The following is an 11,385-nucleotide window of genomic DNA, read 5'->3' on the forward strand; positions in this document are numbered from 1 at the left end:
CCCCGGCCCGCACCGCAGCGCACCCCCGCCTCGAGCCGGGCAGCACCACGCCCGCCGTACCGGCCCCCGCCCTCAGCCGGAAGCCGGGCAGCGCCGGGCCGCCTCAGCGGGCCCGCCGGCGCCCCCGCCGGGAGCCGGGCGGCCCCGTGACCGCCGTATCGAACCCGCCCGCGCTACCCCAGCGCCGCGACCCGGTCCCGGTAGCCCCGTACCGGGGCGGTGTCCTTGTACGGCTCCAGTCGCCGCTCGAAGTCCTTCACGTACTCCACCGCCCGCACGGACCGCATCTCCGCCGCCTGCCCTGCGGCCTCCGCGGCCAGGCTGCACGCCTGGTCCAGTTCCCCGAGGCCGAGGCGGGCGGTGGCGAGGACGACCTTGCACAGCAGCCTGCTGCGCGCGTACCCGGGGCCGCGCAGTTGCAGGGACCGCTCCGCGTGCTGTGCGGCGGCGCGGAACTGCTGGAGGTCGCGGTGGCAGTGGCCGAACTCGTCGGCGAGCTGCGCCTCGTCGAAGAACCGCGCCCAGTGCGGCACCTCGTCGCCGGACCGCACCGCCTCCAGCGCCCGTTCGGCCCGCACCAGGGACGCGGTGCAGGCGCGGACCTCGCCGAGCACCGCGTGCCCGCGGGCCTCGGCGGCGTGCAGCAGCGCCTGCACGGTGGGAGGGGCGCCGGTGCCGACGCCCTGCTGGGCGACGCGGGCGAGCTGCACGGCCTCGCGCCCGTGGCCGAGGTAGACCGCCTGCCGGCTCATGGTGACCAGGACATAGGCGCCGTAGGGTCGGTCGCCGGCGGCCTGGGAGAGGCGCAGTGCCTGCACGAAGTAGCGCTGGGCGAGGCCGTGCGCGGCGATGTCGTACGAGGTCCAGCCGGCGAGCCGGGTGAGGTCGGCCGCGGCGGCGAAGAGGCGGCGGCCGGTCTGCTCGCCGTAGACGCCCCGCAGCATGGGCTCGCACTCGTGCTCCAGGTAGCGGACGAGGGCCTGCCGGGCGTGGCCGCCGCCGTAGGCGTTGTCGAGGGTGCGGAACAGCTCGGAGACCGAGCGGAGCGCGGCGATGTCGCCGCCGGTGACGCGGTGGCCGGGGCCGCGTTCGGCGGCGCTGCGGCGGCGTGGTTCGCCACCGGTGCCGGCCGCGGCGGCGGGCCGGGGGACGGCGGGGCGGCCCTGGGCGGGGACGCGGGGCGCCTCGGCTCGGGCCACCCTCTCGTCGGGGCGGCCGATGAGCCAGTCCCGGCTGGGCACGACGAGACCGGCCGGGGTGAAGGCGATCTTGCGGAGTTCGGCGTGGCTGCCGGAGTCCTTGCGCCACAGGCCGCTGACGATGTCGACGGCCTCCTCGGGGCTGCCCGCGAACTCCAGGCCCGCGTAGACGGGTGCGCAGGCGTCCAGGCCGAGGTCCTGGGCGGTGAGCCGGCGGCCGAGGCGGCGGGTGAAGACCTCGGCGATGAGCGCCGGTGTGGTGCCGCGCGGCTGCTGGCCCCGCAGCCAGCGCGTCACGGATGTCTTGTCGTATCTGAGGTCCAGTCCGTGCTCGAGCCCGAGCTGGTCCACACGACGGGCCAGACCTGCGTTGGAGAACCCCGCTTCTGCGATGAGCGCGGCGAGCTGGCGGTTGGGGGTGCGCTGCGCGGGTCGTTCCGTCATCTGCGGTGTGGTCTCCTGCCTTCCGGGCCCCTGAAGTGCCGGAATTGCCTGTGAGCAGCCCTTATGGCCTCGCGAACGGCGTGAATGTAGCGGAGAGTGAGCACCCGATCGCACCCTTTGGCGGGCATTCATCCGATCGTGCGAGGATTGCCCCGTCGGGCTGACGCAGATCCGGCGCACCACCCGCGCACTGAGCGGTCGTACAGTGGCGTGGGCGCGTTTCACGCCTTACGACTTCGAGGGAGGCGCTTGCCGTGAGTGAGCTGCGGTTCGTCCGGATGGGGTTCGGCGAGGACAGGGTCGACTACCAGGTGGCCTGGGACGAACAGCGCCGGGTGCACGCCGCCCGCTTCGCGGACGAGATCCCCGACACCTGCCTGCTGCTGGAGCACCCCCCGGTGTACACGGCGGGCCGGCGCACCGCCCCGGAGGAGCGCCCGCTGGACGGCACGCCCGTGATCGACGTGGACCGCGGCGGCAAGATCACCTGGCACGGTCCGGGCCAGCTCGTCGGCTACCCGATCCAGAAGCTGCCGCGTCCGGTGGACGTGGTCGCGCATCTGCGCCGCCTGGAGGAGGCCATGATCCGGGTGTGCGCCGAGTTCGGCGTGAAGACCTCGCGCGTGGAGGGCCGGGCCGGCGTGTGGGTGCTGGGCGACCCCGTCGAGGACCGCCCCTCCCTGGGCGGGCTCACCCTGGACTTCGACCCGCGGACCACCGACCCGGAGTTCGACCCCCGGCTCAACGGCCCCGAGTACGCGCCCTCGAACGCGGGGCAGCGCCGCGAGGACCGCAAGATCTGCGCGATGGGCGTACGGGTCGCCAAGGGCGTCACCATGCACGGCTTCGCCCTGAACGTGAACCCGGACGTCTCCAGCTTCGACAAGATCATCCCGTGCGGCATCCGCGACGCGGGCGTGACGTCGCTCTCGTACGAACTGGGCCGCGAGGTCACCATCGAGGAAGTGCTGCCCGTCGCCGAGCGGCACCTGAAGGACGTACTGGAGAACGCGGACCTCAAGCCGCGTGCGATCGAGAAGCAGCCTGCGGCCTGACGCGCCACCGGGCTTTCGAAAACACGGGCGTACCCTTGAGGGCGCCGAAGAATCAACGCTAGGGAGCCGGTCGTGTCCGCAGTCGCACCCGACGGACGCAAGATGCTGCGCCTGGAGGTCCGCAACAGCCAGACCCCCATCGAGCGCAAGCCCGAGTGGATCAAGACCCGGGCGAAAATGGGCCCCGAATACTCGAAGATGCAGAACCTCGTGAAGAGCGAGGGCCTGCACACGGTCTGCCAGGAAGCCGGCTGCCCGAACATCTACGAGTGCTGGGAGGACCGCGAGGCGACCTTCCTCATCGGCGGCGACCAGTGCACCCGGCGCTGCGACTTCTGCCAGATCGACACCGGCAAGCCCGAGGCGCTCGACCGTGACGAGCCGCGCCGCGTCGGCGAGTCCGTGGTCACCATGGACCTGAACTACGCCACGATCACCGGCGTCGCCCGCGACGACCTGGAGGACGGCGGCGCGTGGCTGTACGCGGAGACCGTCCGCCAGATCCACGAGCAGACGGCGTCCCGCGAGGCCGGCCGCACCAAGGTCGAGCTGCTCGCCCCCGACTTCAACGCCGTGCCGGAGCTGCTGCGGGAGGTCTTCGAGTCCCGCCCCGAGGTCTTCGCGCACAACGTGGAGACGGTGCCCCGGATTTTCAAGCGGATCCGCCCCGGCTTCCGCTACGAGCGCTCCCTGAAGGTGATCACCGAGGCCCGGGACTTCGGCCTCGTCACCAAGTCGAACCTGATCCTCGGCATGGGCGAGACCCGCGAGGAGGTCAGCGAGGCGCTGAAGCAGCTGCACGACGCGGGCTGCGAGCTGATCACCATCACCCAGTACCTGCGGCCGTCCGTGCGGCACCACCCGGTGGAGCGCTGGGTGAAGCCGCAGGAGTTCGTGGAGCTGAAGGAGGAGGCCGAGCAGATCGGCTTCTCCGGTGTGATGTCGGGCCCGCTGGTCCGCTCCTCCTACCGGGCCGGGCGGCTGTACCAGATGGCCATCGAGAAGCGCGGCAGCTTCATGGCGGCCCAGGCGGTGTGAGCCGCGCCGCGCACGGCTCACGGTGTGGGCCGTGCGCGGCATGAGCCAAGCGTGTGAATTCACGCACAAGCTATTACCGGCCAGTAATGGCCGGGGTGACGCGGTCCCGCGCGTCCTCGCTGATGAGGGCGGCAGCGGGGCCGCGTCGGACGTTCCGGGCCCTTGCGCGGGGCTGTAGCAGGCCTTCATCGGCGTTTGACCGGTCGGTCACCCCCTGGTAACACCAATGAGTGACTCTGGTATCACTCCACGTACCTCCGGATCGAGGGGGGACCTCGCCCATGCAGGCAGCGCCCGTACGTGCCACCGCCATCCCGTCCTTCACCGACGCTCTGCGTGCCGTCGAGTCCCTGCTGATGAGCAGCGGCCAGCGCACCGCCCGGCGCAACGCCTGGACGTCCGTCCTGGAGGACCGCCGCAGGGCGAAGGACCGGGTCGAGGCGCAGCGCGTCCTCGAAGAGTCCCTGTCCGCCCGTTCCTGACCGTCCGCTCCCCGCCGCTCGTTCCCGACCGTACGGCCCGACCGTCGGCGCCGGGCCGGGGCGCCCCGGGGCTCACGCCGGGCACTGCCGTCGAAGGCGCTCCCGGCGCCACGTAGACTTCGTGCCATGGCGAGGAAGGACAACGCGGCGGACGCCGCGAACGCAGGGCGACTGAAGCAGATCGCCCTCACGTACAAGATGACCCGCAAGGCCGACAAGATGATCGGTCTTGTACTCGCGGCCGTCGGCATCGGCACGCTCGGTGTCTTCCTCGCGATCGGTTTCCTGATCGACCACCCGGTCTTTCTCGGCATCCTGGGCCTGCTCGTCGCACTCCTCGCGACGGCGATCGTCTTCGGACGCCGGGCCGAGCGGGCGGCCTTCGGTCAGATGGAGGGCCAGCCGGGCGCCGCGGCGGCGGTCCTGGACAACATCGGCCGCGGCTGGACGACGACCCCCGCCGTCGCGATGAACCGCAACCAGGACGTGGTGCACCGGGCCGTCGGCAAGGCCGGCATCGTGCTGGTGGCGGAGGGCAACCCGAACCGGGTGAAGAGCCTGCTGGCCGCCGAGAAGAGGAAGATGAACCGCGTCGTCGCGGACGTGCCGGTGCACGACATCATCGTCGGCCAGGGCGAGGGCCTCGTGGAGCTGAAGAAGCTCCGCACGACGATGCTGAAGCTGCCTCGGGTGCTGACCGGCCCGCAGGTCACGGTCACCAACGACCGGCTGCGCGCGCTGGGCGACCTGCTGAGCAACATGCCGCTGCCGAAGGGTCCCATGCCGAAGGGCATGAAGCTGCCCAAGGGCGGCCCGAAGGGCCGCTGACCCGGCCCCGCTCCACGCGGGCGGCCGAGCGACCGGAACGACGAGAGCCCCGGGGAACCACGTACGGTTCCCCGGGGCTCTTGTCGTCTCGGGGGGCGGGGTGCGGCGGAGCCGGTGCCGGGTGCCCGAGCGGCCGGGGCGTCGCCTGTGACCGCCGGGCCGCCGGAGCCGGCGCCCGCCCGCCGCGCCCGCACCCGAGTCGGCGCCGGCCCCGGCCCCGGCGTCGTATCAGATCCGCACCTCGACCGTGCGGGCCAGCTTGTCGTGCAGGCCGCGGCCGTCGCGGTCCCAGATGAGGGCCGGCACGGCCAGGCAGAGCAGCACCGTGCGCAGCGCGGCACGCGCCGGGTTGACCGTGCCGGTCTCCAGGCTGAGCACCCGGATGCCGAAGAGACGCTTGCCCGGGGTGAAGCCGATCGTGCCGACGGTGAGGAGGCTCATCACCAGGAAGACCAGCAGAGCCCAGTTACTCGTCGCGGGGCTGCTGTAGCCGTCGGTGATCAGACCGTATGCGATCAGGACGCACAGTCCCCAGTCCACGGCGAGCGCGCCGAGCCGCCGACCCGGGCGGGCGAGGGAGTTCGGCCCCGTCTCCGGCAGCCCCAGCTGCTCACCTCGGTATCCGAAGTCCGCACCGGCGTCCTCCATGGCCGCGCGGGGCCCGGAAAGCCACGATCCGATTGCTTGCCTGTTGTCCACCCGTCCACGGTACTGCGCCCCTATATGACCTCTGCACGTCGGGGTGTCCCGGGCTTAGGCTCGGACAGAGGCCGGTTAACTTCTGCGAAACAAACGGGTCACGCCCGAGAAATCACCCGTCCCTAGGGTCGGAACCAGCGTGTGCCACCGCACTGGCCGCACGAACGATCTACCACCCCGGCAGTCGGTCGGGAGTAGGAGGAGCTGGATGTTCCAGAACGCCGACGAGGCCAAGAAGTTCATCGCGGACGAGGACGTCAAGTTCATCGACGTCCGGTTCTGCGACCTGCCGGGCGTCATGCAGCACTTCTCGCTGCCCGTAGAGGCGTTCGACCCCGACGAGGAGCTGGCGTTCGACGGTTCGTCGATCCGCGGCTTCCAGGCCATCCACGAGTCCGACATGGCGCTGCGCGCCGACCTGTCGACCGCGCGGGTGGACCCGTTCCGCCGGGACAAGACCCTCAACATCAACTTCTTCATCCACGACCCGATCACGGGCGAGCAGTACTCCCGTGACCCGCGCAACGTGGCGAAGAAGGCCGAGGCGTACCTGGCGTCCACCGGTATCGCGGACACCGCGTTCTTCGGTCCGGAGGCGGAGTTCTACGTTTTCGACAGCGTCCGCTTCAAGACGTCGGAGAACGAGTCCTTCTACCACATCGACTCCGAGGCGGGCGCCTGGAACACCGGCGCCCTGGAGGACAACCGCGGCTACAAGGTCCGTTACAAGGGCGGCTACTTCCCGGTCCCGCCGGTCGACCACTTCGCCGACCTGCGCGCCGAGATCTCCCTGGAGCTGGCCAAGGTCGGCCTGAAGGTCGAGCGCCAGCACCACGAGGTGGGCACCGCCGGCCAGGCCGAGATCAACTACAAGTTCAACACGCTGCTCGCCGCCGCCGACGACCTCCAGCTCTTCAAGTACATCGTGAAGAACGTGGCCTGGCGCAACGGCAAGACCGCGACCTTCATGCCGAAGCCGATCTTCGGTGACAACGGTTCCGGCATGCACGTCCACCAGTCGCTGTGGGCGGGCGGCGAGCCGCTCTTCTACGACGAGCAGGGCTACGCCGGCCTGTCGGACATCGCCCGCTACTACATCGGCGGCATCCTCAAGCACGCGCCGTCGCTGCTGGCCTTCACCAACCCGACGGTGAACTCCTACCACCGCCTGGTGCCGGGCTTCGAGGCGCCGATCAACCTGGTGTACTCGCAGCGCAACCGCTCCGCCGCGATGCGTATCCCGATCACCGGCTCGAACCCGAAGGCCAAGCGCGTCGAGTTCCGCGCGCCCGACTCGTCCGGCAACCCGTACCTGGCGTTCTCCGCGCTGCTGCTCGCGGGCCTGGACGGCATCAAGAACAAGATCGAGCCGGCCGAGCCGATCGACAAGGACCTGTACGAGCTGGCTCCCGAGGAGCACGCCAACGTCGCCCAGGTCCCGACCTCCCTCGGCGCCGTCCTCGACGCGCTGGAGGCCGACCACGAGTTCCTCCTCCAGGGCGACGTCTTCACGTCCGACCTGATCGAGACGTGGATCGACTTCAAGCGCACGAACGAGATCGCCCCGCTCCAGCTCCGCCCGCACCCGCACGAGTTCGAGCTGTACTTCGACGTGTGACCGACCCCGGCCGGCAGCGGACCCCCGCTTCCGGCCCGGACCGTCGCCGGAACGGCCGTCGGCCGGTTCTCCCCGTACGGGAGGGCCGGCCGGCGGCCGTTTCCGTGCCCACGGGACGACAGGGGGCCGGCCGGCCCTTGACCGGCGGCTCGGCGTCGTACGGGGGTGCGAAGGTACGATGCGAGGGGGAACCGACATCGGGACACGGGGGTGGTCGCAGATGCCCGAGCAGGACGAGTTCGAGCGGGAGTTCGATCTCAGGTGGGCTGAATCAGCCGAGCACAAGGAGCCGTCGGCGCGGGCCCGTATGCTCGCCGCCCGCTGGAAGGACAATCCGCCGGAGCCGGTGCCGTTCCGCCCCGAACCGGGCCGCACCCGCGGCCGGCGTACCGGCTGGTGGAAGACGGCCCTGATCCTGGGCTGCGTCGCGGCCGGCGTGGGCGCGCTGGTGTGGGCGCGGCTGCGGGCGTCGTACTAGATGGGACGTGCCCTTCGCACTGTCGACGTCGACGCCGGCAGGGGCGCCGCGCTGCGGCTGGTGGCCGGTGCCTCGCTGCGGGAGGTTCTCGACCCCGGCGATCCCTGCGCCTGGCTCGCGCTGGACCTCGGTGTGCGGGCCCCACATCACGTCCTCGGGTACCGGACGGGACCCGTGCGCCCCGAGCTGTCGGCCGGCACCGACGAGCCGGGGCTCGCGCTCGCCCTGTGCCATCGCGACGGGCGGACCCGGGGGCGGGCGCTGGACCTGGCCGCGGGCCGGCCCTCGCTGCTGCCGCTGGTCGCCGTCCGTGCCACGGACTGGGCGGAGCCGGTCCGCGAGCGGGCCCGCGAGGTGCTGAGCGCCGGCCTCGACACCGACGCCGCCGTCCTGCTCGCGCCGCTGGTGCTGCTGCTCGGGCGTCGGGATCGCGGCGCCTTCGCGGTGGATCTGCTCGCCCGGGTTCTGCGCGAGGCGCCGACCGAGCGGCTGCGTGCGCTGCTCGGCCACACCGACCACGCCGTACGCCGCTTCGCGCACCGCATCGCCGTCGAGCAGGGCCGCCTCTCCCCCTCCGAGCTGGCGCGTGCCGCCGCCGGCGATCCGGACACGGTCGTCAAGCGGATGTGCGCGGACGCGGCCGTCTCAGCCTGCGGCACCGAGCCCGCCGTCCTCGACGTCCTGCTCGCGGCCCGTGACCCGCAGGTGCGTTCCTCCGGGGTGACCGCGCTGCGGCGGGCGGGACTGCCCGAGCGGGCGGAGGCGTTCCTCACGGACCGAGCGGCGGTCGTGCGGGCCTGCGCCCGGTATGTCGTACGGCAGTACGGCGGTGATCCCGCCGCCTGGTACCGGGCCAGGTGCGCCGGTCCGCACGGCGGGGAGCTGTCGCCGGGCGCGGTCGTCGGGCTCGCGGAGTGCGGGGACCGCGCGGACGCGGCGCTGCTGTGGCCGCTGGTCGCGCATCCCGTGGCCGCGGTGCGGGCCCGTGCCGTGGCGGGGCTGCGGCTGCTGGACACGGCGGACGCACGGCGGATGGAGCCGCTGCTGGAGGATGCGGCGCCCGGTGTCGTCCGGGAGGTGACAGCGGCGCTGCTGCCGTCGGCGCGTTCGCTGGACCCGGAGCGGCTCGCCGGGCTGCTGGCGGCGGACCGGCCCCGGCATCAGCGGGTCGCCGGGTTCCGGCTGCTGGAGGCGTGCGGCGGGCTGACCCGGCTGCGGGCGGCGGTCGCGCTGCTCGACGACCCGGACGGGAAGCTGCGGACGTGGGCCGGGCAGTCCGTGCAGGGCTGGCACGCCACCTCGGATGTGCCGCTCGGGACGGCGGAGGTCGGTGAGCTGCTGGAGCGGGCGGGGCATCTGTTCAGCGACTTCGTGCTGGCGCGGCGGAAGCGGGAGGCGGGGCTTCCGGGCTGAGGCGGTCCCGGCTCTGCCGGTCCTGGGGGCGTTCGGGAGCCGGTCATGGGGAGCGCCGGGTGCACACTGGCAGTGGGACGAGTGCCCGACTGCGGGGTGATGCTGATGCGGAGCCGGTTCCGGAGCGATCGACGGCTGACCGTGCGGATGACGGTCACGCTGTTTCTGCTCGGGCTTCTGTACGTGGGGTTCGTGGCGGCGCTGATCGTGCTGCTGCGGTCCTGGGTGCTGGTCGTCGTCCTGGTCGGGGCGATGTTCGTGGCGCAGTTCTGGTTCTCCGACCGGATCGCCATGTTCGCGATGCGGGGCCGGGTCGTGGAACGGGAGGAGTATCCCGAGCTGCACGCGGTGGTCGACCGGCTGTGCGCGATCGCGGACATGCCGAAGCCGGTGGTCGCCGTGTCCGAGATGGACATGCCCAACGCGTTCGCGACGGGCCGCAATCCGAATCACGCCGTGGTGTGTGTGACGACGGGACTGCTGCGCCGTCTGGAACCCTCGGAACTGGAGGGTGTGCTGGCGCACGAGCTGTCGCACGTGGCGCACAAGGACGTCGCCGTGATCACGATTGCGTCGTTCCTCGGGGTGGTCGCGGGACTGATCGTGCGGTTCGCGTTCTACTCGGGGCTGTTCGGCGGGCGCAAGGACCAGAACACGGCGGCGGTCCTGGCGGCCGTGATCGGGGTGTCGGTGGCGGTGTACGCGTTGAGCTTCCTGCTGATCCGGGCGCTGTCCCGGTACCGGGAGCTGGCCGCGGACCGGGCGGCGGCGCAGCTGACCGGGCGGCCCTCGGCGCTGGCGTCCGCGCTGACGAAGGTCTCCGGGGACATCGCCCGTATCCCCACCAAGGATCTGCGGACGGCGCAGGCCTTCAACGCCTTCTACTTCACGCCGGCGTCCGGCAGGGAGCCCGGCCTGGAGCGGTACTTCTCGACCCATCCGACACTTCAGCAGCGGCTGGACCAGCTGGGCCGGATCTCGGCCGAGCTGGGTGAGGCGCAGGCGCCCGGGAAGGCGGGCTGAGCATGGGGCTGCTGGACATCCTGCTGGGCCGTACGAAACCGGTCGCGCCCGATCTCGACCGGCTGTTCGCGCTGCCGTCGGCGGCGGTGACGCTTCAGGCCGCGACCGGGTTCACGCCGACCGGGCGGGGCGCGGTGTGCTTCGCGACCGTCGAGGGCGCGGCGTTCGAGCAGACGCACCGGGAAGTGCGGGCGCTGCTGGACGCCGACGCCGAGCGCAGCGGGCCGCCCGTGCGGATCGTCCAGGACGACTACGGCTATTCGTGGCTGGTGTCCGACCGCTCCCCCGACGAGCTGCCCCAGCTCGTCAACGATCTGCACGCGGTGAACAGTTCCATGGAGGTCAACGGGTTCGGCCCGCAGCTGCTGTGCTCCCTGGCCGGGTTCCGCGACGAGCGCGGGCACGGGCTGGCGCTGGTCTATCTGTACAAGCGGGGCACGTTCTATCCGTTCGCGCCGCTGCCGGGCGGGGTGCAGCGCCGTGACAACGCGCTGGAGCTGCGGGTGAAGGCGGCGCTCGGTGACGACCTGCGGATCGAGGCGGACCTCGGCCGCTGGTTCCCGGTGTGGGGCGCACCCGGGCTGTGAGCGGCGCGGCGCCGGGCTCCCAAGGGGGTGCCCGGCGCCGGTGGGCGGGGTGGGGTCAGCGGGCGTAGCGCATCAGGGCGCGGACCATGTGGCAGGTCGTGTCGGACGGCGGGTGGATGCCGATCGCGGCGGCCGTGCTGCGTATGGTCTCGTTGCGGGCCTGGTTCGGCAGGTACACGCCGGAGTCGAGCAGGGCGATGGCGAGGCGCATCGCCTTCAGCCGGCGGTTGTGGGTGATGTACCACTCGCGGGGGCGTCCGGGCGGCAGACGCCGCTTCTTCACGGGGGTGTAGGGCAGGTCGAGTGTGGACTGGACCGGCGGCGGCTTCAGTGCGGCAGCGGGCACGGACATCCTCCTGTCGCGGTCGGGACGGTCCGCCGGGGTTCCGGCGAAGCCCTCGAACACTACGTTCATTCTACTGCCCGGCACTGACAATCGGAGAGTCCGGGCAGGGCGTGAAATCCCTGGTCAGTAGGGAATTTGAGGGTGTGTCACGGGTGTAGCGGGAGGGGCGGCGGGG

The 11,385-nt window shown here is 71.9% G+C and carries 12 protein-coding genes; 9 read left to right on the top strand and 3 right to left on the bottom strand.

All coding sequences use genetic code 11. The features are described from left to right. Nucleotides 1-173: 173 nt before the first annotated feature. Nucleotides 174-1,643, bottom strand: coding sequence for a regulator (locus MTQ10_RS20910; RefSeq protein WP_247470425.1), 1,470 nt, complete (start codon nt 1,641-1,643; stop codon nt 174-176). A gap of 254 nt (nt 1,644-1,897) precedes the next feature. On the opposite strand from MTQ10_RS20910, the gene lipB reads away from it, so the two are divergent. From lipB to MTQ10_RS20930, 4 genes are all read left to right on the top strand, one after another. After that, nucleotides 1,898-2,698, top strand: coding sequence for a lipoyl(octanoyl) transferase LipB (gene lipB, locus MTQ10_RS20915; RefSeq protein ID WP_247470428.1), 801 nt, complete (start codon nt 1,898-1,900; stop codon nt 2,696-2,698). Between the two features lie 72 nt (nt 2,699-2,770). Beyond that, the gene (gene lipA, locus MTQ10_RS20920) at nt 2,771-3,736 is read left to right on the top strand and encodes a lipoyl synthase (protein WP_247470431.1); all 966 of its coding nucleotides are present in this window, start codon (nt 2,771-2,773) and stop codon (nt 3,734-3,736) included. Nucleotides 3,737-4,017: 281 nt separating this feature from the next. Continuing rightward, entirely contained in the window at nt 4,018-4,218 is a 201-nt protein-coding gene (locus MTQ10_RS20925; protein ID WP_247470433.1) for an SCO2195 family GlnR-regulated protein, read from the top strand. 126 nt (nt 4,219-4,344) lie between these two features. Next, on the top strand, nt 4,345-5,046 hold the full coding sequence (locus tag MTQ10_RS20930; RefSeq protein ID WP_247470436.1) for a DUF4191 domain-containing protein: 702 nt from the start codon (nt 4,345-4,347) through the stop codon (nt 5,044-5,046). A 228-nt stretch (nt 5,047-5,274) separates the two neighbouring features. Here MTQ10_RS20930 and MTQ10_RS20935 read toward each other — a convergent pair whose 3' ends face one another. Further along, nucleotides 5,275-5,745, bottom strand: coding sequence for an RDD family protein (locus MTQ10_RS20935; protein WP_247470438.1), 471 nt, complete (start codon nt 5,743-5,745; stop codon nt 5,275-5,277). Between the two features lie 208 nt (nt 5,746-5,953). Between MTQ10_RS20935 and glnA the strand changes: the two genes are divergently transcribed. The 5 genes from glnA (at nt 5,954) to pspAB (ending at nt 10,864) form a co-directional block, all read left to right on the top strand. Further along, complete coding sequence (gene glnA / locus MTQ10_RS20940; RefSeq protein WP_247470441.1) at nt 5,954-7,363, top strand: type I glutamate--ammonia ligase; 1,410 nt, start codon at nt 5,954-5,956, stop codon at nt 7,361-7,363. Between the two features lie 220 nt (nt 7,364-7,583). After that, nucleotides 7,584-7,841: an SCO2583/SCO2584 N-terminal domain-containing protein gene (locus MTQ10_RS20945; RefSeq protein ID WP_247470444.1), complete on the top strand. Its 258-nt coding sequence runs from the start codon at nt 7,584-7,586 to the stop codon at nt 7,839-7,841. After that, nucleotides 7,842-9,254, top strand: a complete 1,413-nt coding sequence (locus MTQ10_RS20950) for a hypothetical protein (RefSeq protein ID WP_247470459.1) — start codon at nt 7,842-7,844, stop codon at nt 9,252-9,254. 105 nt (nt 9,255-9,359) lie between these two features. Beyond that, on the top strand, nt 9,360-10,277 hold the full coding sequence (gene htpX, locus MTQ10_RS20955; RefSeq protein ID WP_247470462.1) for a zinc metalloprotease HtpX: 918 nt from the start codon (nt 9,360-9,362) through the stop codon (nt 10,275-10,277). 2 nt (nt 10,278-10,279) lie between these two features. Beyond that, nucleotides 10,280-10,864, top strand: coding sequence for a PspA-associated protein PspAB (pspAB, locus tag MTQ10_RS20960; protein ID WP_247470466.1), 585 nt, complete (start codon nt 10,280-10,282; stop codon nt 10,862-10,864). 55 nt (nt 10,865-10,919) lie between these two features. Here pspAB and MTQ10_RS20965 read toward each other — a convergent pair whose 3' ends face one another. After that, nucleotides 10,920-11,210, bottom strand: a complete 291-nt coding sequence (locus MTQ10_RS20965; protein ID WP_247470468.1) for a hypothetical protein — start codon at nt 11,208-11,210, stop codon at nt 10,920-10,922. Nucleotides 11,211-11,385 lie beyond the last annotated feature (175 nt).

This window comes from Streptomyces sp. XM83C (assembly GCF_023072675.1).
Classification (GTDB): Bacteria; Actinomycetota; Actinomycetes; order Streptomycetales; family Streptomycetaceae; genus Streptomyces; species Streptomyces thermocoprophilus.